The sequence below is a fragment of the Novosphingobium ginsenosidimutans genome (genome assembly GCF_007954425.1).
GTDB classification, from domain to species: domain Bacteria; phylum Pseudomonadota; class Alphaproteobacteria; order Sphingomonadales; family Sphingomonadaceae; genus Novosphingobium; species Novosphingobium ginsenosidimutans.
Map to the genome: position 1 here is coordinate 227239 of NZ_CP042345.1, position 25408 is coordinate 252646.

The following is a 25408-nucleotide window of genomic DNA, read 5'->3' on the forward strand; positions in this document are numbered from 1 at the left end:
AGATCACTTCACAGGGCGGCCGCAGAGCACCTCAGCGATCTGCACGGCGTTGAGCGCGGCACCCTTGCGCAGGTTGTCGCCCACCACGAACAAGGCGAGGCCGTGTTCGACCGAGCGATCTGGGCGGACACGGCCGACCAGCACCGGGTCGATGCCTGTTGCTGCGAGAGAATCCGGAGCTGCGGTCACGACAACGCCGGGCGCTGCCTCAAGCAGTTCCAGCGCGCGAGCGGCCGAGATCGGTCGTTCGAACTCGGCATTGACCGAGATGCCATGGCCAGTGAAGACCGGTACGCGCACGCAGGTGCCGGAAACCGGCAGACCCGGAATATCGAGGATCTTGCGGCTTTCGTCGCGCAGCTTGAGCTCTTCCTCGGTATAGTCATCCTCGCCCAGAACGTAGTTGAGCGGGGCGATGTTGTGCGCGATCGGCGCGGCCCACTTCTCTGCGGGAGGGAGACAATCCGCCTGGCCATTGCGGGCTAGTTCGGCCGCGCGATCACCGACATAAGCAAGCTGCTTGGCAAGGATTTCGATCCCGGCCACCCCCGCACCCGACACCGCCTGATAGGTCGAGGCGATGAGCCGCTTCAGGCCTGCCTCGTCGTGCAGCGGCTTCAGCACCGGCATGACGGCCATAGTGGTGCAATTGGGGTTCGCAACGATGCCCTTGGGCATATTGGCGAGGGCATCGGGGTTCACTTCGGCGACCACCAACGGCACATCCGGATCGCTGCGCCAGGCCGAGCTGTTGTCGATCACGATCGGACCCGCTGCGGCCACTTTTGGCGCCAGGACCTTCGAGGTCGACCCACCGGCGGAGAAGAAGACCAGGTCGAGCCCCGCATAGTCAGCGGTTTCGGCATCTTCGACCGTCACTAGCTGGCCATTGAAATCAACCTGCTTGCCGGCCGAGCGGGCCGAGGCGAACAGCCGCAGTGTGCCAACCGGGAAGTTCCGCTCAGCCAGCAATTCGCGCATCATCGAGCCGACCAGGCCGGTTGCGCCGACCACGCCGACGTTGAGCTGCTGTCCTTCGGAAAATCTCTGCACCATCTTCACATCTCCAGTCTTTGCGGGAGTTGCGGGGTTCTGGCGCTTGCTGATGAAGAACCCCGCAACCTGCGCGGGGCTTGGTTCGTTTGGGTTACGCCGTTGTCCAGCGCGCACCACGAACCGCCCCGCTGCCGCGAGTCGGTTTAATGGTAATCGGCTTGGTAATGGCCATCAGCATGGAGGCGCCCCTAGCCGTGCTGCACTGCAATGTAAACGGGCTAAGTGAAGCTCAGGCTTCGGCCGGAGGGATCGCGGCCAGCATCCGCATGCGCACGGCGGTAACCTGTTCCAGCAGGTTATGGACCATGTTGAGGTCACCCTGGCTGAGCCTGGGGGCTTGGCTGAAAACCTCTACCGCGGGTTCAAGCAGGTCGATGAGGTCCGTCAGTTCGGCGGAAATCGCATCGCGCAGTTCGCCGCCGGCCAGTTCCGCCGCAATCGGGAAGAACTGCTGCTCGGGCCGCTTGACGATGGTCGGCACCCCGGCGATCTGCCCCAGCTCGGCGGTCAGCGCGTCCAGCATCCGCCACTTGCGCGGGATCTCCAGCGACATGTCCCGCAGCGCAGCCGCATCGGCGGCGACCAGCTCTGGCGGTTGGACCGGCGAGGGGCGCGACGAGCGGAAGAAGTTGAACGCGAGCGAAGCCATGCCGAAAGGTTTAGTTGATCTTGCTTAACGGAAAGTAAAAGCAGCAAAGAGATTGCCGGTCCCGCACTTGCGCTTGTAGGGCATCGCCGCCACCTTCCGCTCGCAGATTGAAACGAAAGGTGCCCCGCGATGGCCGATGCCGAATATACCCCGCCCAAAGTCTGGACCTGGGACAAGGAAAGCGGCGGCAGGTTCGCCAAGATCAACCGGCCGATCTCGGGCGCGACGCATGAGAAGGAACTGCCGGTCGGCGAGCACCCGTTCCAGCTCTATTCGCTCGGCACGCCCAACGGCCAGAAGGTCACGATCCTGTTCGAGGAACTGCTGGAGGCCGGCCATAGCGGCGCAGAATACGATGCCTGGTTGATCAACATTGGCGAAGGTGACCAGTTCGGATCAGGCTTTGTCGCGATCAATCCCAATTCCAAGATCCCCGCCCTGCTCGACCGCTCTGGCCCCGAACCGATCCGACTGTTCGAAAGCGGCGCGATGATGCTGCACCTGGCCGAGAAGTTCGGTGCCTTCATCCCAACCGACGCCAAGGGTCGCGCCGAATGCCTGTCCTGGCTGATGTGGCAGATGGGCAGTGCACCATTCATCGGCGGGGGCTTCGGCCACTTCTATGCCTATGCCCCGATCAAGATCGAATATGCGATCGATCGCTATGCCATGGAAACCAAGCGGCTGTTCGACGTGGCCGACAAGCGGCTGGCGGAGGCTCGGTTCCTGGCGGGGGACGAATACACGATCGCCGATATGGCGGTCTATGCCTGGTTCGGCCTGCTCTATCGCGGGTTCGCCTATAACGATGCCGCCAACTTCCTGTCGCTCCACGAATACACCAATGTCGGTCGCTGGGTTGAGGAAATCCTGGCCCGCCCGGCAGTGAAGCGCGGGCAGAAGGTCAATGTCGCAACCGGCCTGATCGAGCGCCATTCAGCCGCCGATTTCGATAAACTGACCGAAGCGCAATAGCCCCCTTCCCTCTGCCGCGCGGCGTGCTAAAGGCCGCGCGGTTGCTGGGGCGTAGCCAAGCGGTAAGGCACCGGTTTTTGGTACCGGCATGCGAAGGTTCGAATCCTTCCGCCCCAGCCATTCCTTGCGCATTATGCCAGTTCGCGCGATCGCCGGGCCAACCTAAGGGACCCGTCATGTCCAGAATCGAACTCAGCCTGAACCCGTCTCCACGCGCCGTCGCAATCGCCGACCGTGTCGAGTCCTTCGTCCGCGATGTCGTGGTCCCCTACGAACGCGATCCACGCCGCGACCACCACGGCGCGCCATTGGACGAACTGGTCTATGAGATGCGCGAACACGCCCGTGCGGCGGGCGTGCTCACTCCGCATATCCTGGCCGATGGCAGTCACATGACCCAGCGCGAAACGGCGCTGGTGCTGATCAAGTCGGGCCTTTCGCCACTAGGCCCGCTGGCCTGCAACACCATGGCGCCAGACGAGGGCAACATGTACCTGCTGGGCCACAAGGCGACCGAGGAGCAGAAAGACCACTTCCTGAAACCGCTCGTCGAAGGCCGCGCCCGCAGCGCCTTCTTTATGACCGAACCCTCGGACGACAACGGCGCCGGGTCTGACCCGTCAATGATGCTCACCACCTGCCGCCAGGACGGCAACCACTGGGTCATCAACGGTCGCAAGACTTTCATCACCGGCGCGGACGGAGCAAGCGTGGGCATTGTCATGGCCAAGGCCGAAGACGGCGGCGCCTGCATGTTCCTGGTCGACCTGCCCGATCCCGCAATCCGGATTGATGACGTGCCCAACACGATCGATAGCTCGATGCCCGGCAGCCATGCCACTGTCACGATCGACAACCTGCGTGTCCCTGCCAGCCAGATGCTGGGCGAGCCCGGCGACGGGTTCAAATATGCCCAGGTCCGCCTGTCCCCGGCGCGCCTCTCGCACTGCATGCGCTGGCTCGGCTGCTGCATCCGCGCGCATGAGATTGCCAGCGACTATGCCTGTCGCCGCATGGCCTTCGGCAAGGCGCTGATCGAACACGAAGGCGTCGGCTTCATGCTGGCCGAGAACCTGATCGACATCAAACAGGCCGAACTGATGATCGACTGGTGCGCGGGGGTGCTTGACACCGGCAGCCTGGGTACGACTGAAAGCTCGATGGCCAAGGTTGCCGTGTCCGAAGCGCTGATGCGGATCGCCGACCGCTGCGTCCAGGTGATGGGCGGGACCGGGGTGACCGACAAGACGATCGTAGAACAGGTCTTCCGCGAAGTCCGGGCCTTCCGCATCTATGACGGCCCGACCGAGGTCCACAAATGGAGCCTCGCCAAAAAGGTTCGCCGCGACTGGCGCGAAGCCCAGGCATAAACGCCAAAAGGAGTTCAGAGATGCAAGCAGTTCAGGCCTACTTCGAGCAGACCGGCGGCCCCGAAGTGATCCAGTGGCGCACGGTGGACTTGCCCGCCCCTGGACCCGGAGAAGTGCTGGTTCGGCAGGAGGCGGTCGGGCTGAACTTCATCGATACCTATCACCGCACCGGGCTTTACCCCCAGCCGATGCCTAGCGGGCTCGGCATGGAAGCCGCCGGCGTGGTCGAAGCCGTAGGCGAAGGCGTGACGCGGGTCGCCCCCGGCCAGCGCGTCGCCAGCTTTACCGGCCCGGGCGCCTATGCCAGCGCCCGCATCCTGAAAGAGACGGACCTGTTCCCGGTACCCGATGGCGTCGATTCCAAGACCGCTGCGGCAGTCCTGCTCAAGGGTGCGACGGTCGAAGCCTTGGCTGAGCGCTGCGCCCCGCTTGCCGCAGGCGAGTGGGCGCTGGTCCCGGCCGCTGCGGGCGGTGTCGGGCTCCTGCTGGTCCAGTGGCTGAAGGCGCGCGGCGTGCGCGTGATCGGCACGGTTGGCAGTGCCGACAAGATCGACCTGGCCAAGCAGGCCGGTGCCGAACTGGTGCTGCTGACCAGCGATCCGGAACTGGCCGACAAAGTCCGTGCGGCCACCGATGGGGTTGGCGTGGCGGTGAGCTATGACGGGGTTGGTGCGGCGACCTGGGAGGCTTCGCTCAAGTCGGTCCGGCGGCGCGGCATGATCGTCAGCTTTGGCAATGCCAGCGGCCCGGTGACTGGCGTGAACCTGGGCGTCCTGGCTGCGCATGGCTCACTGTTCGTGACCCGCATGACGCTGTTCGATTACTGGCGCGAGCCGGCCGATGCCCTGTCGGGCGCAGCCAAGCTGTGGGACATGGTCGCCAGCGGCAAGCTGACCGTCACGATCGGCCAGACCTATGCCCTGACCGATGCGGCCCAGGCCCACCGCGATCTCGAAGCCCGCAAGACAACGGGATCGACGCTGCTGCTGCCCTAACTGTCGTAGGTTGCAAACCAGATGACGTGGCGGGGTCCCTTGCCCTTGCCCTCGGCGTCGTAGCGGGCGCGGACTTCGACTTCCTCGACCGCGAAGCCGACGCTTTCCATACGGCGGACGAACTTGTCATCGCGTTCGGCCGACCAGATCGCCAGGACACCGCCGGGGGCAAGCGCCTTGCGGGCGTTGTGCAAGCCGGCCTTGCCGTAGAGCCGGTTGTTCTCCGGCCGGACCAGCCCGTCCGGGCCGTTGTCGACATCGAGCAGGATTGCATCGAACGGCTCGGGCGCGAGCAGGATGGCATCGCCAACATCGTCCATCACCAACCGCACGCGCGGTTCGTCGAGGCAACCGGCCGCAACCTCAGCCATCGGCCCGCGCGCCCACTGAATGATCTCCGGCACCAGTTCGGCCACAGTTACGCGGCCCTGCGGCCCCAGCCGGGCCAGCGCTGCGCGCAGGGTAAAGCCCATGCCATAGCCGCCGATCAGCAGGTTGGGCGCGGAGCGACCTTTGAGCCGGTCGAGCGTCATCGTCGCCAGCGCTTCTTCCGAGCCGCGCATGCGGGTGCTCATCAGCTCGTTGTGGCCCATCACGATCATGAAATCGCGACCATGGGCGAAGAGCTTGAGCTCCTCGCCGCCGGGCACTTGGGCGCTGCCAAGCAGCTCGCGCGCGATCACGCCGCGCGCTGGGCGCGTTCGCCGGCTTCGGCGTTGAGCATGTCGGCCAGCAGGAAGGCCAGTTCCAGCGACTGGGCGGCGTTGAGCCGCGGATCGCAATGGGTGTGGTAGCGATCAGCCAGCGTTTCGGAACTGATCGCCACGGCCCCGCCGACGCACTCGGTCACGTCCTGCCCGGTCATCTCGATGTGAATGCCGCCAGCATGGGTGCCTTCGGCGCGGTGGACGGCAAAGAAGCCGCGCACCTCATTGAGGATGCGATCGAACGGGCGGGTCTTGTAACCGCTGTTGGCCTTGATGACGTTCCCGTGCATCGGATCGCACGACCAGACCACCGGGTGCCCTTCGCGCTTCACCGCGCGGACCAGCGGAGCAAGGCCAGCTTCAACCTTGTCATCGCCAAAGCGGCTGATCAGCGTGATGCGGCCCGCTTCGCGGCCAGGATTGAGTACATCCAGCTGGCGCAGCAGTTCGTCAGGCGCGAGGCTGGGCCCGCACTTGAAGCCGATCGGATTGCCGACCCCGCGCAGGTATTCGACGTGGGCCGACCCTTCGAACCGGGTCCGGTCACCGATCCACAGCATGTGGGCCGAGGTATCGTACCAATCGCCAGTTAGCGAATCCTGCCGGGTCATCGCCTGCTCATAGGGCAGGTGCAGCGCCTCGTGGCTGGTGTAGAAGCTGGTGCCTTGCAGCTGCGGTACGGTGCGCGGATCGATCCCGCAGGCTTCCATGAAGTCCAGCGCCTCGCCGATCCGGGTGCTGACTTCGGCGAACTTCTCGGCCCAGGGCGAGCGGCCCATGAAATCGAGCGTCCACTGGTGGACCTGGCGTAGGTTGGCATAGCCGCCGGTCGAGAAAGCGCGCACGAGGTTGAGCGTCGCCGCCGACTGCGAATAGGCCTGGAGCAGACGCTGCGGATTGGGAATGCGGGCTTCGGGCGTGAATTCGATCCCGTTGATGTTGTCACCCAGGTAGCTCGGCAGTTCGACGCCATCGATCACTTCGACTGGCGAGGACCGCGGCTTGGCGAACTGACCGGCCAGACGGCCAACCTTGATCACCGGCTGCTTGCTGGCAAAGGTCAGCACAACTGCCATCTGCAGCAGCACGCGGAAGGTATCGCGGATGTTGTTCGGATGGAATTCGGCAAAGCTTTCGGCGCAGTCCCCGCCCTGCAGCAGGAAGCCCTTGCCCGCTGCGACCTGGGCCAGATCGGCCTTCAGCGCGCGCGCCTCACCCGCAAAGACCAGCGGCGGAAAGGTGGTGAGTGTGTCCGTTACTTTGCCGAGCGCGGCCGCGTCGGGATAGACCGGCAGGTGCCGGGCTTCGCGCGATTGCCAGCTTTCGGGGGTCCAGTTACTTGCCACTGCTCTGCTCCTTTGCGAGCGCGCGCCATAGCGCCGTCGGTTCGCAATTGCAAAAGACGAAAAGCCGATCAGCCAAATCGGGAAACAATATGTCGCCTATCGCCCTTCGGCAGGCGCTGGGGCGAGGGGCTTGGAGGGGCGGGCCGCAGCGCTGGCCACGGCAGCACCCTGCGGCATGATTTGCGCCCGCCACGAGCGCCCGGGCTGCAGATACTTGCGCGCGAGCGCCTGCATCTGCTCCGGCGTGGCGCGGGTATAGTCAGAGAGCAAGGTCCGCAGTCCGGCAAATTTGGCGGGCTCGCTCGTTGCCCCTTCCAGCTGGTACATGAAGAAGCTGCTGCTGGTGCTGGCGCGCGAAATCTGCTGGCGCAGCGGCTCGATCACCCGCTCCAACTCGTCGGCGCTGGGTGGCTGGGCGACGAGATCGGCCGCGATCTGCTCGGCCGCCTTGAAGAATTCCGGGACAGCCTTGGGCGAAAGCTGGGCCATGGCGGTCAGCGACCCGCCGTTCTCCAGGTCCTGCGGCCAGCTATTCTGAACTTGCGGCGCATAGGCCGCGCCCAGCTTCTCGCGCATCGCGTCCATCAGCCGGTTCTGGAACAGGTCTGAAAGGATCACGAGCTGTCGGCTCTCCGTGATGCTGGCCATGCCGCCGCCAGTAGGCCAACTGATCAGCGCAGCGGCCTGGGTTGGATCGCCGCGGTGGTCTAGCGTCACCGGCACGCCCGACGGCGGCAGGGTGGGGACCCGGGCCGGCTGAAGCGGCGCGGCATAGGCTGGCCGCGGCGCGAGGGCACCAAAGCTGCGTTCAAGGGCCGCCACGGCCTGGTCGCGCGTAAAGTCGCCGAACAGCTGGACTTCGATCGGCCCCTGTTCGAGGATCGGCTGCCAAACCTGGCGGAAGCCTTCAGGGGTTGCGGCCTCAACCTCTTGCGGGGTCGGCGTGCGGAAACGCGGATCGCGCCCGCGCAGCAGGAACTCCAGATCGCGTTCCAGTACACCCTGCGGCGAGGCCGAGAAGCTTTCATAACGCAGCCGTGCCGCCGCCTTGGCCCGCAGTACTGGTCCGCTATCCCAGCGCGGCTGGGCGAACTTCTGCGCAAAAAGGAACAGCTGGTCGGCCATGTCACTTGAGCGCGTATCGGCCGAAAACTGGAACGAGGCGTCCTGGATCGCGAAGTCATAGCCCATCTTGCGGCCCGTGCTGATCCGATCGAGCTCTTCCTGGCCAAGCTGACCCTGGCCCGAACCGACCAGCGCCATGTCGCCAAGCGCAATATAGGCTGCATCGCCCGCGCTGAAGGCGCGGAAACCGGCCCCGAACCGGACCTTGACCGAGACGCGGCCCGGCTCATCGGTGGTTGGCCATAACAGGACCTTGACGCCATTGGCGAACTCCAGCTGCTCGATCCCGAGGATCCCGGCCGAACCGCTGCTGACCAACTTGCCCGGTGCGCCAATGGCCGGCATTTCGGCAAAGGAGATCGGCTTACCGCCGGGCCGCGCCTTGGGATCGGCCACAGCAGGGGCGGCCAGCGCGGCCGCCAGTGACGCCGCTTGAGCCTCGTCCGCCTTGGGCGTCACATAAACCGCGCGGGTCACGACGCCTTTGAACAGCCGGCGCGTGTGCTCGAGGACCGCTTGCGGCGTAAACAGATTGCGCGAGCTGTTGAAAATTTCCAGCACGGTCTCGGGCGAAGCAATGGTCTCGCGAATGTCGAGCGCCGTGACCATGTCATCGGCCAGCTTGGCTCCGGCCAACAGGCGGCGCTGCTCGACCGAGCTTTCGAAAGCGACGTTGAACTCTGCCACCTCACGCTCGATTTCGTCATCGCTGGGTGGAGTGGCGAGCGCATCGGCAATCACGCCGCGCACTTCCTTCAGCGATCTGGTCCAATTTTCGTCAAGCGGGGTGACCGAGACAAAGGTTGCATCGGCTGACTGGCTGACCTTTTCCTGGTTGACCTGCGCGAACAGGAAGCTGCCTCCGGCTCGCGCCCGGGCTTCAAGCCGTCGGTTGATGATCGCCTGGGCCAGCGAATCCAGCATGATCCCCTGATTGTAGGCGATCGTATCCTGCACCGGCCGCCACGGGCGCATCACGGCATAGGTCAGGCCGCGCGGCAAGTCGGGCTCGACCACCACGCGGGTCTGGCCGATCGGGTTGGCCGGATTGCTGCCCTTGGGGGCGATCGGATCACCGAAGGTAGGCGCTGGGGTGCGCTTGCCGATAGCCGGCCAATCGGCGAAATGCTGGCGCACCATCGCTTCGATTTGCGCGGTCTCGATATCGCCAACGACGATGATCACGGCATTGTCAGGTCGATACCAGCGCGAATGGAAGGCGCGGACCGAAGCGTGATTGGCGGCCTGCAAGGTTTCGGTCGTGCCGATTACCGGGCGCATCGCCATACGCTGCCCGGCAAAGAGGGTCTGCGTGGTCGCATCGGCGACCCGCTCGGCCAGCCCTCCGCGCTCGCGCTTTTCCGCGAGGACGATCGGCACTTCGGTGCGGATATTGGCCTCGGTCAGCGCTGGGGCGATCATCATGCCCGAAAGCAGCTTCAGTGATTCATCAAGCTTGGCCGGGGTGGCGTTGGGCAGATCAAGCTTGAAGGTCGTCGAGACCGGGCTGGTCTCGGCATTGGTATCACTGCCGAAGGTTGCGCCCAGCCGCTGCCAGGTTGGGATTGCCGCCCCTTCGGCCAGATAACGCGACTGGCGGAACACGAGGTGTTCGAGCAAATGGGCAAAGCCGCGTTCGCTCTCTTCCTCGTGCAGGGATCCAACATCCATCCGCACTCTGATCGCGACCTGGCCCGGCGGCACCCCGTTCTTGCGCACGGCATAGCGCACGCCGTTGGGCAGTTCGCCAAACACCCATTCCTTGTCCTGCGGTACGTCGCTGCCGCGATAGAGCCATGGACCGGTGGCCGCAGGTTTGGCGGGGGCGGCGGCGGCTGGTTTGGACTTGGCGGCACTGCTCTGGGCAGCAATCGGCTGGACGCCCAGGGCCAGCAATGGAACTACAAAGGCGAGGCGGCGCAGCGCGCGGAACGAAGATCGCATGGTTTGGCTATAGGCCCCGCAAAGGTGAAGGGCCAGTGAATAGCCTGTGCAACCTGCTTGTTCCCAAAACGCAAAAGGGGGCGGTTGCCCGCCCCCTTCGCTGGTTCGAATTGCAGGTCAGCTTACCACTTGAAGCGGACCGTCGCCCCATAGGTGCGCGGCTGGTTCGGATAGGCCGAAACCGAACCCGACTGCGCGACCGAGTCGAAGATCTGCACCAGGTAGCGGTTGTTGGTGAGGTTGCGGCCCCACAGGCTGAACTCGATCCCGTTCATCATCACATAGCTGAGCGAAGCGTTGATCTCGCTCACCTCACGGGTGAACGGGCGCGCCGCGTCGAAGGCCGGCTGGTAGGAAGTCACCTGGCCCAGGGCATTGCGCTGGATAAAGGCTGGAAGGCCTTCGGCAATCTGCACTTCGGATTCGTAGTGCCAGTCACCGCGCAGGATCACGCGGTCACCATTGCCCAGTTCCTTGTTCCACTGCGCCCCGATCGTGGTCGACAGCCCCGGGATCCCGGCCGGACGGGTGCCCGACAGGTCACCCACGGCGGATGCGGCGAAGCTGTCATACTTCGGATCGAGGTAGACCAGCGACAGGTTGAGGCTGAGCTCCTCGGTCGGCTTGACCATGCCATCGAACTCTATGCCATAGGTCGACTGCTTGCCGGCATTGGCCAGGGCAAAGCCGGTGCCGGTGAAGACGTTCGACTGGAAGCCCGTGATGGTCTGCTTGAACAGCGTCAGGTTGGCGCTGGCAATGCCCCAGTTGGCCTTGATGCCGAGTTCGAACACTTCGGCATTTTCGGGCCCGGCATAGCGCGAACCGGTGGTCAGGTTCGGCACGGTCAGCCCGGCGGTGCGCAGAGCAGCCAGATCGCTGGCCAGCGGACGGCTATCGCGCGAGAGGTTGAACGAGCTCGCCTTGAAGCCGGTCGCATAGGACAGGTAGGTGTTGACCGTATCGGTGATCTCCCAGGCGAGGCGCGCGGTCCAGGTCCACTTGCCGTCGCGGGTCTGCCCGTTCTCTACCGCGTTCGGAATATTGAGGAACGGCGGCAGGAACTGCAGCGGACGCAGGCCGAGCAGCGGATTGACCGCCGGGTTGGTCGCGTTGGCGTTGGCGAAGGTGGTCGCACCGCTGACGATCGCGCTGTAGATCGCCGGCTGGGCCACGGCGAACCCGCCAATCTGGGTCGCATTGGCCGGAGCACCCAGGCCAAGCGCCGTGCCGACCTGCTGCGCGATCACCGTGTTGCGGATCACGCCGCCGCCGATCGCCACAAAGTCCAGCGCCGAGAAGGTATCGGTGCTGACGGTGTTGGTCACAACGTCCTTGCGGTCCTTGGTGTAGTTGCCGCCCAGCGTCAGGGTCAGCTTGTTGCCCAGCTTGACATCGAAGTTGCCAAAGATCGACCAGGCCTGGTTGTCCATCCGCAGGTCATCGAACATGCCCTGCCCGGCGCGCTGGAAGGTGTTCACCGGAACACCCAGGACCAGCGTTTCAAGCTGGGTCACCGCACCGCCCGAAAGCAGGTTCACATAGGGGCGGAACTGTGTGCCATAGGTCAGCGTGTTCTTGTACTTGACGTTCTCGTCAAAGAAGAACCCGCCCACCATCAGGTCGAACATGTCGAGGAAGTTGGCGTTCAGACGCAGTTCCTGCGTGAAGGTGCCGATGTCCACATCGCCAACGTTCTGGCCGATCAGGTCGGCGCTGGTGAAGTCGGAGTCCTGGTTGGTCAGGCTCGAGCTGTTGCGATAGGCGGTGATCGAGGTCAGCTTGAGCGGGCCGACCTGGTAATCGACCTGGCCCGACAGACCCCAGTTCTCAATCTTGTTCGATGACGGGAAGTTCGTATAGGCCACGTCGGCGAACGGCGTGGCCGAATTGTTGACCCGGCCGCCAATCGCCTCGATCGCGGTAGTCGCGCCCGAACGGCGAACGTTGACGACGGCGCAGCAGACTTCATCGATCTTGTCGTAATCGGCGATCAGGCGAACCTTCAGCGCATCGCTGGGTTCGAACTTCAGCTGGCCGCGCACGAACCAGCGGTCACGCTCGTTGGCCTTGCCATTGTAGCCAAGGTCGGTGACGTAGCCATCGCGCTTGTTGATCCCAGCCGCGACACTGGCGGCGATATTCTCGGTCAGCGGGCCGGTGACATAGCCCTTGAGAACCAAGGCGTCATAGTTGCCATAGCTGGCTTCGACGCTGCCTTTGAACTTGAACGAGGGCTCGCGGGTGACCATCGAAATCACGCCGGCGCTGGCGTTCTTGCCGAACAGGGTCGACTGCGGGCCGCGCAGCACTTCGACGCGCTGGACATCGGGTAGGTCGCCGATCTGGGCGGCAGTGCGGCTGCGATAGACGCCGTCGACGAACACGCCGACCGAGGGTTCGATGCCGGGATTGTTGGCCCCGTTGCCGAAGCCGCGGATAATGAAGTTGGTGTTGGCGCTGGACTGGAGCTGCGTGACGCGCAGCGCCGGAACGAGGGTCTGCAGGTCCTTCAGATCGCGGATCTGGGCACGTTCGATCGTTTCGGCAGTGGTCACAGATACGGCCACCGGCACGTCCTGCAGCGTCTGCTCACGCTTGGTCGCAGTAACGACGATCTCGTTGCCTTCGCCTTCAGCGGCCTCGGGCGCGTCGGGGGCGGGCTGCGCCTCCTCTTCGACCTGAGCTTCCTGAGCATAGGCAGTTGCGGGAAGGGCGGCAGCGCCAAGCAGCAGGGCGCGAATAAGATGCTTTCTCATGGCCCGCGCCTCTAGCCGCAACGAAACAAAATACCAATACCGCACAAGATACCGATTCACTTGCCCGGAAGCCCCCTTTCGGCTAGGGGCGCGCCAGTAAATGTTGCGGCGCAGCAAAATCGCCGCCCCGCCTCAATCGAAAGCCCGCCAGAATGTCCGCCCCGCTGCCGCTGCGCAATATCGCCATTATCGCCCACGTTGACCACGGCAAGACCACGCTGGTTGACCAGCTTTTCCGCCAGTCCGGTACCTTCCGTGACAACCAGCGCGTTGAAGAACGGGCAATGGATTCGAACGACCTCGAAAAGGAGCGCGGGATCACCATTCTGGCCAAGTGCACCTCGGTCGAATGGAACGGCACGCGTATCAACATCGTCGATACCCCCGGCCACGCCGACTTTGGCGGTGAGGTTGAGCGCATCCTGAGCATGGTCGACGGCGTGATCCTGCTGGTCGACAGTTCAGAAGGCGCGATGCCGCAAACCAAGTTCGTCACGGGCAAGGCGCTAGCCCTCGGGCTGCGCCCCATCGTCGTCGTCAACAAGATCGACCGCCCGGACGAGCGCATTCAGGAAGTGCTGGACGAAGTGTTCGACCTATTCGTCAGCCTCGACGCCAGCGACGACCAGCTCGACTTCCCCGTGCTCTACGCCTCGGGCCGCAACGGCTATGCCAACGAAGACCCCACCCTGCGCGAAGGCACCCTGACCCCGCTTTTCGAGAAGATCGTGGACCACGTCCCCGCCCCGGCGGCCGACGTCGATGGCGAGTTCAAGTTCCTCGTGACCCTGCTTGATCGCGACAACTTCCTCGGCCGCATCCTGACCGGCAAGGTTCAGTCGGGCACGGTCAAGGTCAACTCGCCGATCCACGCACTGGATTCGGAGGGCAAGATTGTCGAAAGCGGCCGCGCCTCCAAGCTGATGGCCTTCCGTGGTCTTGAGCGCGTCCCCGTCGACGAAGCCCGCGCCGGTGACATCATCTCGATCGCCGGCCTAACCGAAGCAACCGTTGCCAACACCATCTGCGATCCTTCGGTCACCGAACCGCTGCATGCCCAGCCGATTGACCCGCCGACCCTGTCGATGCGCTTCGCCGTCAATGACAGCCCGATGGCCGGCCGCGAAGGTAGCAAGGTAACCAGCCGGATGATCCGCGACCGCCTGTTCCGCGAAGCGGAATCGAACGTTGCGATCCGTGTGACCGAATCTGCCGACAAGGACAGCTTCGAAGTGGCCGGCCGCGGCGAACTTCAGCTGGGCGTGCTGATCGAAACGATGCGCCGCGAAGGCTTCGAGCTTGGCATCAGCCGCCCGCGCGTGCTGTTCCGCGAAGATGGCGGCCAGCGCACCGAGCCTTACGAAACCGTTGTGATCGACGTGGACGACGAACACTCGGGCACGGTCATCGACAAGATGGCGCTGCGCAAGGCGGAAATGACCGACATGCGCCCGTCGGGCGGCGGCAAGACCCGCATCACCTTCTCGGCACCGTCGCGCGGCCTGATCGGCTACCACGGCGAATTCCTGTCCGACACGCGCGGCACCGGGATCATGAACCGCCTGTTCGAGAAGTACGGCCCCTACAAGGGTCCGATCGAGGGCCGCCAGAACGGCGTGCTGATCTCGAACTGCGCCGGGGAAGCCGTCGGATATGCTCTCAACAGCCTGGAAGACCGCGGCGTGCTGTTCGTGCGTCCGCAGGACAAGATCTATGAGGGCATGATCATCGGCGAGAACGCCAAGCCCGAAGATCTTGAAGTCAACCCGATGAAGTCGAAGCAGCTGACCAACTTCCGCTCGACCGGCAAGGATGACGCGATCCGCCTCACCCCGCCCCGGATCATGACGCTGGAACAGGCCATCGCCTACATCGACGACGACGAAATGGTCGAAGTCACCCCGCAGTCGATCCGTCTGCGCAAAGCGATCCTCGATCCGCACGAGCGCAAGAAGGCGTCGCGCAAGAAGGAAATGGCGTAACTCCTATGGCACAATCAGGCTCGCTGCCTGGTGCAGCGTCAGCCGCGCCATTCGCCGCCCTTCCCGCTCCGCTTGCCGCCGCGTTAACCGCGCGGGGCTACGCTGATCTCACTGCCGTCCAGGCTGCCGTGATCGAGCCCGAGGCCCTGGGCCGCGACCTTGTCGTCTCGGCCCGAACCGGCTCGGGCAAAACCGTCGCCTTCGGGCTCGCGATGGGCGCCGCGCTGCTGGCTGATGACCAGTTGCCCCGCGCAGCAGCGCCGCTGGCCCTGATTGTCGCCCCGACCCGCGAACTGGCGCTTCAGGTCAGCCGCGAGCTGACCTGGCTGTTCGCCGGGACCGGCGCCACCGTCACCACCTGTGTTGGCGGCATGGACCCGTCGCGCGAACGCCGCGCGCTCTACCAGGGCGCGCATTTCGTGGTCGGCACCCCGGGCCGTCTGCGCGATCACCTGGAACGCGGCGCGCTGGACCTGTCCGCGCTTAGCTTCGTGGTGCTCGATGAGGCCGACGAGATGCTCGACATGGGCTTCCGCGAAGACCTCGAGGAGCTGCTCGACGCAACGCCCGCGAACCGCCGCACCCTGCTGTTCTCGGCCACCCTGCCCAAGCCGATCGTTGCCCTGGCCAAGCGCTATCAGCACGAGGCCCTACGCATTTCGACCGTCGGCGACGAGCAGGGCCATGGCGACATCGCCTACCAGGCCGTCACAGTCTCGCCCTCCGACATTGAGAACGCGGTGGTCAACCTGCTGCGCTTTCACGAAGCGGAAACGGCGATGCTGTTCTGCGCCACGCGTGACAATGTCCGTCACCTCCACGCCACCCTGGTCGAGCGCGGCTTCGCAGCCGTCGCGCTCTCCGGCGAGCACAGCCAGAACGAGCGCAACCAGGCGCTGCAGGCGCTGCGCGACAAGCGCGCCCGGGTTTGCGTCGCGACTGACGTTGCCGCCCGCGGCATCGACATCGCCTCGCTCAGCCTCGTCATCCACGTCGAAATCCCGCGTGATGCCGAAGCGCTTCAGCACCGCTCTGGCCGTACTGGCCGGGCGGGCAAGAAGGGCACTGCTGTCCTGATTGTCCCCTACCCGCGCCGCCGCCGGGTAGAGATGATGCTGCGCGGTGCGCGGATCGACGCGCAATGGATGGACGTCCCCGGCCCCGAACAAATCCGCGCCCAGGACCATGAACGCCTGATCGCCACGCTGACCGCGCCGATCGAGCCGAGTGAGGCCGAAAGCGAACTGGCGGGCCGACTGCTCGCCACGATGGGCCCGGAAGAACTGGCGCTCGCTCTCGTCCGCGCGCACGCCAGCCGCCTGCCCGAGCCCGAAGAACTGATCGACCTGTCGGCGCGGACCAAGCCCGATGGCCAGGCCCGTCCGGTCCATCACCGCGAAGGGTTTGATGATACGGTCTGGTTCCGCATGGACATCGGCCGGCGCCACAATGCTGATCCACGCTGGCTGCTGCCGCTGCTGTGCCGCCGCGGCCACGTGACCCGCACTGAGATCGGCGCGATCCGCATCGCCGCGAACGAGACCTTCTTCCAGATCCCCCGCGCGATCGAAGCCAAGTTCCGCGCTGCAGTCGCTCGCACTGCCAATCCCGGCAGCGAAGACGAGAGCGGGATCACTATAGACCTCTCCCCCGAAACCCCGCGCGACGCAGCAAGAGAGAACCGGCCGCGAGCCGAGCCCGGCTCTCGGGCCAACGATCGGGGTCCCCGCCCTGGCGGCGGGCGGGCGCCGTTCAAGGGCAAACCCAAGCCGCACCGCAAGGGCCCCAGGCCTGGCTGACGAGCGCTGTATGGCCGGTTGCGTTGGCGTCAGCTGTGCTGCTGAAGGTTCAAGTCCAGCTGATCGGGCAGGTCCAGTTCGCGATCGAACTTGAAGCCTGTCCGGCGGCCTTTTCGCCATACCACAGTCGCCGCACGTTGCGGTCCATTGCCAAAGCGAAGCAAGACGTGATCGCCCGGCTGCATGGCGTTATCGCCGATTGCCGCAAGACCTCCGCGGGAAAGATTGCTGGTCACTGCTCGGATCAAACCGCTTTCGCCGGTATCGATCTCCACGAACATCGCCCGGCGACTTCGGCATAGCCGAGCGCCCGAACCAAGGACTTTGGAACTCCGCGAGTGAAGCATTGAAGCTGTCTTTCGTGTATGAAACAGACTTCCGGTAAAATGCTGAATTCACAGTTCACGAATGCTTAATTGTTCTTTTCTGTTCGCGTTGCTTTGCTGTCCATTTAGTGCGGTTAAGCCCTTTTGATTCCAGACATTTCGGTAGCGACCAGACTATGGCGGATTAACGGCTCAAGGCCTTAGCCATGAGGTCCCATTACTCGTCACCGTATGGCGGCTTGCCGCCAGCACACCTCCGTCTTAGAGCTTCACTCCGCTATCCAGCCGCCGGAGTATGCCATGAAGCGCGTCGCCCTCATTCTGTCCGCCTCGCTCACCATGTTCGCACAGCCGAGTCTGGCGCAGGAACAGCCAGACAAGCTTCGCCCGGTCGCCGAGCAGATCGGGGCGGGCGGACGACCCGCGGGCGCGCCCTGGTCACGCAGTCCGGTCTATGCCCGCAATGGCATGGCGGCAACGGCGCATCCCCTGGCGACGCAGATCGCACTCGATGTGTTGAAGGCCGGCGGCAATGCGGTTGACGCGGCGATTGCGGCCAATGCCGCGCTGGGGCTGATGGAGCCGACCGGCAATGGCATCGGCGGGGACCTGTTCGCGATCATCTATGACCCCAAAACCGGCAAGCTGCACGGCCTCAACGGGTCCGGCCGCAGCCCCAAGGGGCAGACGCTTAAGCAGCTCAAGGCCAAGCTGGGCGATGCCAAGAGCCTGCCGCCGCTGGGCGCGCTGCCGGTGACGATCCCGGGCACGGTCGATGCCTGGTTCACCATGCACGCCCGTTTCGGGTCGAAACCGATGGCCGATCTGCTTGCCCCGACGATCCGCTATGCGCGCGAGGGCCATCCGGTCGCCCCGGTAATCGCCGAATACTATCGCCGCGCGCTGCGTAACTTCGAGGCGAATTCGGCCAAGTTCGATTTCACCAATGCCCGTGCAACCTGGTTTGCCAATGGTGCCTCGCCCAAGGCCGGCGAGGTGTTCCGCAATCCGGACCTAGCCAATACGCTGGAGCGGATCGGACAGAACGGGCGCGACGAGTTTTACCGCGGACAGAGCGCCAGGGTAATGGTCGATTACCTGAAGCGGCAGGGATCGGCCTATACGCTGGAGGACTTTGCCGCCCACCGCAGCGACTGGTTCGAGCCGGTCTGTGTAGCCTATCGCAAAGGTTATGAGCTGTGCGAGCTGCCGCCCAACACGCAGGGCTTCGCCGCGCTGCAGATGGCCAATATTCTCAAGAACGTGGACCTGGCGCAATGGGAACGCGGCAGCGCGCAGGTGCTGCACTATATCACCGAAGCGAAGCGCCTAGCCTATGCCGACGTCGCGAAGTTCTATGCCGATCCGGGCTTTGCGCCCTTCCCGATGGATCTGCTGTCGGACGAATATGGCAAGAAGCGCTTCGCCCTGATCGATCCCAACCGCGCCTCGCCAGAATTCGCGCCTGGTGAGCCCAAGCCCGAGCCGAAGTTGGAAGGGCCAGGTGACACGACTTACATGACCGTGGTCGACAAGGACGGGCTGATGGTCAGCCTGATCCAGTCCAACTATCGCGGCATGGGCAGCGGGCTGACGCCCGACGGGCTGGGCTTCATGTTCCAGGACCGGGGCGAGCTTTACAGCCTCGATCCGAAGCACGCCAATGCCTATGCGCCCGGCAAGCGCCCGTTCCAGACGATCATCCCGGCCTTCGTGAAGAAGGATGGCCAGCCCTATATGACGCTGGGGCTGATGGGCGGCGGGATGCAGCCGCAGGGCCATGTGCAGGTGCTGATCAACCTGGTCGATTACGGCATGAACCTGCAGGAAGCGGGCGATGCCGCGCGGCTGAACCACGAAGGGGGGCGCGAGCCGACCGAGCCGGCCAGCGGCCCGACGATCGACCCGCTCGGCACGCTTTATGTAGAACCCGGCATCCCGGCTGAAACCGTCGCCGCGTTGAAGGCCATGGGCCACAAGGTCGAAGTGGTGAAGGACGGCGCGATGTTTGGCGGATATCAGGCGATCGCCCGCGATCCCAAGACCGGCGTGCTGACCGGCGCGACCGAAATGCGCAAGGACGGGCAGGCGCAGGGGTACTGAGCCTGCCCGCCTGCACCGGATCTGCACAACAAGCACAAGGCTGCGCCAGCACGGCCTGCGCTGCGCCGCGCTAGACCCTCTCCTGCCATCAGGGGAGATTTCGCATGTCAGCAGTTTATCGCCACGGGTTCTGGTTCAAGCTGGTGCTGGCCGCTGCGCTGGCCTGGCTGGCGGACCGGGTGTTCTATCAGGGCGGGCACAGCCACGGCTGGCTTGGCCTGTTCGGCGCGGCGCTGGCCGTGGCGGCGGTCCTCGCCCTGCCGGCGCTGCGGCGTGACCGGCGGGCGCTTGCCGCGCTGATGGTCGCGCTGGCGATGGCCGGGGCCATGGCAATCGACGCAACTATCCTGGCGTTCGTGCTGTTCTGGGTGGCGCTGGGTCTGGCGATCCTGCTGCCCGGCACGGCGCGGTTTGACGATGGCTGGCGCTGGGCGCAGCGACTGTTCGCCCATGGCTTCAAGGCGCTGTTCGGGCCGCTGATCGACCTGTTCAAGCTGGCCCGCAGCCACCGCCGCAAGCCCCAGTCGGTCGCCGGCCTGCGCCGCACGCTGCCCGCGCTGGTTCTGCCGCTGACGGGATCGGCGGTGATCCTGCTGCTGTTCGCTTCGGCTAACCCGGTGATCGAACAGTTCTTCGCTAGCCTCTCGCTGCCCTTCCCCGATGATACCCTGTTCGAGCGGCTGTTCTTCTGGACCTTCGTGGCGGTCGTCACCTGGGGCGTGCTGCGCCCGCGCCGCAGCCGGCCATTCTTTGGCACCTTCGATGGGTCGGGCGATCTGGCCCTGCCAGGGGTGAGCCCGACTTCGGTGTTACTCAGCCTGCTGGCCTTCAACCTGATCTTTGTGGTGCAGAACGCGATGGATCTGGCCTGGCTGTGGGGGCTGGTGCCGCTGCCACAAGGCATGACCCTGGCCGATTATGCCCACCGCGGGGCCTATCCGCTGGTGGCGACGGCCCTACTTGCCGCACTGTTCGTGTTGGTCACGCTGCGCCCGGGTTCGCAGACCGCAGCCAGCCCGCTGGTGCGCCGCCTGGTCATGCTGTGGATCGCGCAGAACGTGGTGCTGGTCGCTTCCGCCATGCTGCGGCTCTATGACTATATCGATGCCTATTCGCTGACCCGGCTGCGGATTGCCGCATTCGCCTGGATGGGACTGGTCGCGCTCGGCCTGGGGCTGATCCTGTGGCGGCTGCTCAAGCAAAAGTCCGCCGCGTGGCTGATCAATGCCAACTGCGGCGCGGCGGCCTTGCTGCTGTGCGCTTACGCCTTCATCGATACCGGGGCGATTGCCGCGCAGTGGAACGTGCGCCACGCCCGCGAGGTCGACGGCAGTGGCGCGGTGCTCGACCTGTGTTATCTGGCCGAACTTGGCCCTTCGGCGCTGCTGCCGCTGATCGAGCTTGAGCAGCGCCCGCTCGATCCTATGCTGCACCAGCGGGTGAAATTGCTGCGCACGCAGGTGCAGTACCGCCAGGGCCAGATCCTGACCGAGGGCGGCTGGACCTGGCTTGGGCAGCAGCGACTGGCCCAGGCCGAGCGGCGGGTCGGACCGGTGCAGACCTATCCGGGCGAGCGCTATGACTGCTCGGGCGTGCCTTATGATCCCGCGGCCAAGGCTGGTTGACCTTCCCGCCGGAACCGCCACAAGGCAAGGCCATGACCCGCCGCGTCCTGATCGTCGACGATGACCCGCATATCCGTGAGGTGCTGGTCTTCGCCTTCGCCAAAGCCGGGATCGAGACGGCGCAAGCCGAGGATGGGGAGGCGGCGCTGGCGGCAATCGGCCAGGACGCGCCCGACCTGGTGGTGCTGGACATCAACATGCCGCGGATGGACGGACTGGAAGTCTGCCGCCGGCTGCGCGCCCAGGGCGACTTGCCGATCCTGTTCCTTTCCAGCCGCGATGACGAGCTTGACCGCGTGCTGGGGATTGAGCTGGGGGCGGACGACTACGTCGTGAAGCCCTTTTCCCCGCGTGAGGTCGTGGCCCGCGCCCAGGCGATCCTGCGGCGCTCTGCCCGCGATACCGCACCCGTGGCCGAGCCAATGGGGCGCGGCGGGCTGAGCCTCGATCTCGATGGCTGGGCCGCGCGCTGGCAGGGGGAGGACGTGGCGCTGACCGTAACTGAGTTCACTCTGCTGCGCACCCTGGCGGCCGTCCCGACCCGTTTCTTCAGCCGGGACGAGTTGATCGACCGGCTCCACGGTCCCGGGTTTGCGATCACCGACCGGACGATCGACAGCCATGTCCGCAACCTGCGCCGCAAATTTGCCGAGGCGGGGTGTGACAGCCTGGTCGAGACGCGGGCCGGGGTTGGCTACCGGCTCGGGCCCTGCACCCCGGCATGATCGCCGCGCTGCGCAGTCTGGCCCTGCGGCTCTGGCCCGTGCCGCGGCTGCGCTGGCTGCTGTTCGGGACCCTGCTGTTCGTCGCCGCGCTCCCCGGCATCGCTGCCCTGGGTCTACGCGTTTACGAGAACGCGCTGATTCGCCGCACCGAGGCCGAGCTGACCGCGCAGAGCGCCGCGATTGCCGCCAGCGCCGCGCTGCTGTGGCCAGGCCCGGCGGCGGCCGCCCCGCCTGAGCCGCAGGAAGACCCGCGCGAGAACTATGAGGATGCCCCAAGCGGTGTCGACTTGCGCTCCTCCCCGGTCCTCCCCGAACGCCCTGCGGCCAGCGTGAGCCTCGCCCCCACCGATCCAGTGGCGCTGCAAGTGGCCGAGCGGTTAGCCCCTGCGATTGCCGAAACCAAGCGCGCCACGCTCGCCTCGATCCTGCTGCTCGATCGCCAGGGCTTGCTGCTGAGCGGGCGCGACCGGGGGCTGAGCCTGGCGGCGGTGCCCGAGGTACAAAGCGCGCTTTCCGGCGCACCCCGCACCGTATTGCGCCACAACGATGCCTACCTGCGCGATACCCCGCTTGACTGGATCAGCCGGGCAACCTCGATCCGGATGCACCAGGCCCGCCCGATCGTGGTGCGGGGCGAGGTGGTTGGGGCCGTACTCGTTTCGCGCAGCCCTCGGGCGCTGTTCCGGGGCATGTGGGAGGATCGCGGCAAGATCGCACTGGGCGTCGCGGCGATCTTTTCACTGCTGCTGGTGCTGACCGGGGTGCTGGCCCGCGCGATCGTCAGCCCGGTCGAACGGCTCAGCCGGGCCAGCCGCGCGTTGGCCCAGGGCCGCCATGCCGCACCGCGGCGGCCGACGCTCGAAGTGCGCGAGATCGGCAGCCTCTATGACGATTTCGCCGCCATGTCGGCAGCGATTGCCCGCCGCTCGCGTTACCTGCGCGATTTTGCCGCAGCGTTGAGCCATGAGTTCAAGACGCCGCTCGCCGGCCTGTCGGGCGGGATCGAGCTGCTGCAGGATCACGGCGCGACCATGGCCGACGCTGAGCGCCAACGCTTCCTAAGCAACATGGCCGCCGATGCCGGGCGGCTATCGCGGCTGGTCAGCCGGCTGATGGAACTGGCCCAGGCGGATATGGGCCGCGCTGACCCTGCCGCGCGAACGGCCCTCGCCCCGATCCTTGCGGCTGTGGCTGACGGATTGCGGCGCGAAGACTTTGCCGCTGAGCTTGCGATCCCAGCCGACCTGCCGCCGCTTGCCGCCGAACCCGGTGCGCTGGAAGCCATCGTCACCACTCTGGCCGAGAACGCCCGCCAGGCTGGTGCCAGCGCGCTCAAGATTGCCGCCAGCCTGGCCGACGATGAAGTGACGATCACGCTGGCCGATAACGGCCCCGGTATCCCCGAGGGGGACCGGGAGCGGGTGTTCGATCCGTTCTTCACCAGCAAGCGCGCCGCCGGGGGCACGGGCCTAGGCCTCCCTATCGCGCGTGCCCTGGCCGAAAACGGCCATGGCCAGCTCGAACTGGCGGCGTCCGAGATGGGGACAACCTTTGTCCTCACCTTCCCTGCCGCCCCGGCCTGACTCGCCCCCGCCGCCGCAATCGGCTAGGGGCATTGCCGATGGAAACCGGCGACCTGCGCATTGCCCTGTTCAGCGGCAACTACAACTACGTCCGCGACGGCGCGAACCAGGCGCTGAACCGGCTGGTCGGCTATCTGCTCCGCCAGGGCGCGCAGGTGCGGGTCTATGCGCCGACGGTGGACGAGCCAGCCTTTCCAGCCACAGGCGATCTGGTCAGCGTGCCGTCCTTCGCCTTCCCCGGGCGCGGCGAATACCGCGTGCCGCTGCTGCTGAGTCCCCGGGTGCGCGCGGATCTGAAGGCTTTCGATCCCAACGTGGTGCAGATTTCATCGCCCGATTTCGCTGCACACCGTGCGGTCAGTTGGGCGCGGCACCGCAAGATCCCGGTCCTGGCCTCGGTCCACACCCGGTTCGAAACCTATTTCCGCTATTACAACATGGCCTGGCTCGAACCGGTGGTCGAAGCCCTGCTGCGCCGGCTCTATCGCCGCTGCGATGCCCTGGTTGCCCCGTCGGAATCGATGGCCCAGGTACTGCGCGATCAGCGGATGAATTACGACATCGACATCTGGTCGCGCGGGGTCGATCGCGAGATCTTCGATCCCTCGCACCGCTCCCTGGAATGGCGTCGCAGCCTGGGCATTGGTGATGATGAAGTGCTTGTGGGCTTCCACAGCCGGCTGGTGATGGAAAAGGGGCTCGACGTCTTTTCCGACACCATCGACGAATTGCGCCGCAAGGGCGTGCAGCACCGCACGCTGATCGTCGGCGATGGCCCGGCGCGGCCGTGGCTGGAAGCGCGCCTGCCGCAGGCGGTATTCTGCGGCTACATGGCGGGCGCGGACCTGGGCAAGGCGGTGGCCAGCATGGACGTCCTTTTCTTCCCCTCGACCACCGAGACTTTCGGCAATGTCAGTCTGGAAGCGATGGCCAGCGGCCTGCCCGTGGTTGCCGCCGCTGCGACGGGCAGCCAGAACCTCGTCGCCAATGGCCGTTCAGGCCGGTTGATCCGGCCGGGCGCAGTAAGCCAGTTTGCCGAGGCGCTACAGTCCTACATTGAGGACCCGGCGCTGCGCCGTGCCCACGGTGAGGCGGGCGAACGGCGCAGCCGGGACTTCTCATGGGACCAAATCAACCAGGTCGTCGCCGATACCTATATCCGGCTGATCCGGCAGAAATCGGCCTTGAACCGGCGGTGACTTAGGCGAACCGGCCCGCTGCCACTTCGCGCCGGCTGAGCCAAAGCAGCAGCGCGATCACGGCGAGGATGAACACGGTCATGCCTGGATCGAGCACCCCGGCCCGCAGCTGCGCGCCAAAGCTGGCCAGCGCGCCGAGCAGCGAGACCAGGAAGGCCGGCACCGCCTGCCGCCGCCTCATTACCATCAGCACCGAACCCAGCAGCGATCCCCAGATGCCCAGCGACCAGCCGATGTGGGCGTAGATTGGCATATTGACCATGTATTCCTGCATCGCCGGGCTTGCGCCGGCGGCTGCGCCGGCCGGATCGAGCTTGGCCCACAGATAAAGACAAGCCCCGAGGATATTCCAAACGAGGCCAAGCCAGGCAACGACCTTGAAGGTGGTCGATTGCGCACTTGCGACTGAATTTTCCATCCTTTTTCCCCCATCCCGTTGTCAGGATGGGGGAAAGGTATCATGAGAAACCGGATTGGCAAAATCGGCGGTCAGAGCTTCTCGATCTTGCGGGCCAGTTCGTCGATCGCGGTGACGATCTCGTCGATCAGCTCCGGCCCGGCTTCCCCAGCGCGGACCTTGTGGATCAGCACCTGGCGCAGGTTGCCCATCGCGCGGCGCAGCGAAGCCGCATCGGGCCGGCTGCGCGCCTCACCCATTTCGGACAGACGGGCAAGCAGCGCCTTAACCTCTTCGGCGCGCTCGGCCAGGTGTGCGGTGCCTTCTTCGGTGACTGCAAAGCGCTTGCGGGTGCCATCGCCCTGCGCCTCGGCGATCAGGCCCATGTCGCCCAGCAGGGTCAGCGTGGGATAGACCACCCCAGGACTGGGGGCATAGGCCCCGCCGGTCAGCTCTTCGATCGCCTTGATCAGGTCATAGCCGTGGCGCGGTTCATCGGCGATCAGCTTCAAGAGCACCAGCCGCAGTTCGCCGCCATCGAACATCCGGCGGCGGCTGCGGCGCGGCGCATCCTCGCTACCGGCGTCCCACTGGAAGGCAAACGGGCCCCAAGTGCGCGAGCCGCGCCAGCGCCCGCCGGCGCTCTTGCCGCAGCCGTGATTGGCGTAGTGAAAAAACATCAGACCATTCCTTTCGAGTCTTCGATGCACTCAAGATATATCTTAGAGGTATCTATTCAAGCC

General features: G+C 65.3%; 19 protein-coding genes and 1 tRNA gene. 11 read left to right on the top strand and 9 right to left on the bottom strand.

The window, feature by feature from the left end; genetic code table 11:
* Positions 1 to 3: 3 nt before the first annotated feature.
* Positions 4 to 1056, bottom strand: a complete 1053-nt coding sequence (locus FRF71_RS01075) for an aspartate-semialdehyde dehydrogenase (protein WP_147088813.1) — start codon at positions 1054 to 1056, stop codon at positions 4 to 6.
* A 229-nt stretch (positions 1057 to 1285) separates the two neighbouring features.
* Complete coding sequence (locus FRF71_RS01080) at positions 1286 to 1705, bottom strand: hypothetical protein (RefSeq protein ID WP_147088814.1); 420 nt, start codon at positions 1703 to 1705, stop codon at positions 1286 to 1288.
* 129 nt (positions 1706 to 1834) lie between these two features.
* On the opposite strand from FRF71_RS01080, the gene yghU reads away from it, so the two are divergent.
* The 4 genes from yghU (at position 1835) to FRF71_RS01100 (ending at position 5045) form a co-directional block, all read left to right on the top strand.
* Positions 1835 to 2680, top strand: coding sequence for a glutathione-dependent disulfide-bond oxidoreductase (yghU, locus tag FRF71_RS01085; protein WP_147088815.1), 846 nt, complete (start codon positions 1835 to 1837; stop codon positions 2678 to 2680).
* A 45-nt stretch (positions 2681 to 2725) separates the two neighbouring features.
* Positions 2726 to 2800, top strand: a tRNA-Gln gene (locus FRF71_RS01090).
* Positions 2801 to 2856: 56 nt separating this feature from the next.
* The gene (locus tag FRF71_RS01095) at positions 2857 to 4050 is read left to right on the top strand and encodes an acyl-CoA dehydrogenase family protein (protein WP_147088816.1); all 1194 of its coding nucleotides are present in this window, start codon (positions 2857 to 2859) and stop codon (positions 4048 to 4050) included.
* Between the two features lie 20 nt (positions 4051 to 4070).
* Positions 4071 to 5045: a quinone oxidoreductase family protein gene (locus FRF71_RS01100; protein ID WP_147088817.1), complete on the top strand. Its 975-nt coding sequence runs from the start codon at positions 4071 to 4073 to the stop codon at positions 5043 to 5045.
* Here FRF71_RS01100 and FRF71_RS01105 read toward each other — a convergent pair.
* From FRF71_RS01105 to FRF71_RS01120, 4 genes are all read right to left on the bottom strand, one after another.
* Positions 5042 to 5728 (bottom strand): spermidine synthase, encoded by a 687-nt coding sequence (locus tag FRF71_RS01105; protein WP_147088818.1) that lies wholly within the window; start codon positions 5726 to 5728, stop codon positions 5042 to 5044. The genes FRF71_RS01100 and FRF71_RS01105 overlap by 4 nt on opposite strands.
* On the bottom strand, positions 5725 to 7098 hold the full coding sequence (locus tag FRF71_RS01110) for a class II 3-deoxy-7-phosphoheptulonate synthase (RefSeq protein ID WP_147088819.1): 1374 nt from the start codon (positions 7096 to 7098) through the stop codon (positions 5725 to 5727). Before FRF71_RS01110 ends, FRF71_RS01105 begins: the two co-directional genes overlap by 4 nt.
* A 96-nt stretch (positions 7099 to 7194) precedes the next feature.
* The gene (locus FRF71_RS01115) at positions 7195 to 10167 is read right to left on the bottom strand and encodes a M16 family metallopeptidase (protein WP_147088820.1); all 2973 of its coding nucleotides are present in this window, start codon (positions 10165 to 10167) and stop codon (positions 7195 to 7197) included.
* Between the two features lie 122 nt (positions 10168 to 10289).
* The gene (locus FRF71_RS01120; RefSeq protein WP_147088821.1) at positions 10290 to 12926 is read right to left on the bottom strand and encodes a TonB-dependent receptor; all 2637 of its coding nucleotides are present in this window, start codon (positions 12924 to 12926) and stop codon (positions 10290 to 10292) included.
* A gap of 152 nt (positions 12927 to 13078) precedes the next feature.
* Here FRF71_RS01120 and typA point away from each other — a divergent pair, with 152 nt between their 5' ends.
* Both typA and FRF71_RS01130 read left to right on the top strand, forming a co-directional pair.
* Positions 13079 to 14908, top strand: a complete 1830-nt coding sequence (gene typA / locus FRF71_RS01125; RefSeq protein ID WP_147088822.1) for a translational GTPase TypA — start codon at positions 13079 to 13081, stop codon at positions 14906 to 14908.
* Positions 14909 to 14913: 5 nt separating this feature from the next.
* A complete protein-coding gene (locus FRF71_RS01130) occupies positions 14914 to 16707 on the top strand; it encodes a DEAD/DEAH box helicase (RefSeq protein WP_147088823.1) in 1794 nt (597 codons plus the stop codon).
* Between the two features lie 29 nt (positions 16708 to 16736).
* Here FRF71_RS01130 and FRF71_RS15760 read toward each other — a convergent pair whose 3' ends face one another.
* Positions 16737 to 17054 (bottom strand): PilZ domain-containing protein, encoded by a 318-nt coding sequence (locus tag FRF71_RS15760; RefSeq protein WP_147088824.1) that lies wholly within the window; start codon positions 17052 to 17054, stop codon positions 16737 to 16739.
* Positions 17055 to 17333: 279 nt separating this feature from the next.
* Here FRF71_RS15760 and ggt point away from each other — a divergent pair, with 279 nt between their 5' ends.
* From ggt to FRF71_RS01160, 5 genes are all read left to right on the top strand, one after another.
* A complete protein-coding gene (ggt, locus tag FRF71_RS01140) occupies positions 17334 to 19136 on the top strand; it encodes a gamma-glutamyltransferase (protein WP_147088825.1) in 1803 nt (600 codons plus the stop codon).
* 104 nt (positions 19137 to 19240) lie between these two features.
* Complete coding sequence (locus tag FRF71_RS01145) at positions 19241 to 20761, top strand: DUF4153 domain-containing protein (RefSeq protein ID WP_147088826.1); 1521 nt, start codon at positions 19241 to 19243, stop codon at positions 20759 to 20761.
* 32 nt (positions 20762 to 20793) lie between these two features.
* On the top strand, positions 20794 to 21486 hold the full coding sequence (locus FRF71_RS01150; protein WP_147088827.1) for a response regulator transcription factor: 693 nt from the start codon (positions 20794 to 20796) through the stop codon (positions 21484 to 21486).
* A complete protein-coding gene (locus FRF71_RS01155) occupies positions 21483 to 23069 on the top strand; it encodes a sensor histidine kinase (protein ID WP_147088828.1) in 1587 nt (528 codons plus the stop codon). The genes FRF71_RS01150 and FRF71_RS01155 overlap by 4 nt, the downstream gene beginning before the upstream one ends.
* Before the next feature lie 38 nt (positions 23070 to 23107).
* Entirely contained in the window at positions 23108 to 24268 is a 1161-nt protein-coding gene (locus tag FRF71_RS01160; RefSeq protein WP_147088829.1) for a glycosyltransferase family 4 protein, read from the top strand.
* A gap of 1 nt (position 24269) precedes the next feature.
* Here the strand turns inward: FRF71_RS01160 and FRF71_RS01165 are convergent, their stop codons facing one another.
* Positions 24270 to 24686, bottom strand: coding sequence for a hypothetical protein (locus FRF71_RS01165; RefSeq protein ID WP_147088830.1), 417 nt, complete (start codon positions 24684 to 24686; stop codon positions 24270 to 24272).
* A gap of 71 nt (positions 24687 to 24757) precedes the next feature.
* Positions 24758 to 25345, bottom strand: a complete 588-nt coding sequence (locus FRF71_RS01170) for a PadR family transcriptional regulator (RefSeq protein WP_147088831.1) — start codon at positions 25343 to 25345, stop codon at positions 24758 to 24760.
* Between the last annotated feature and the right edge of the window lie 63 nt (positions 25346 to 25408).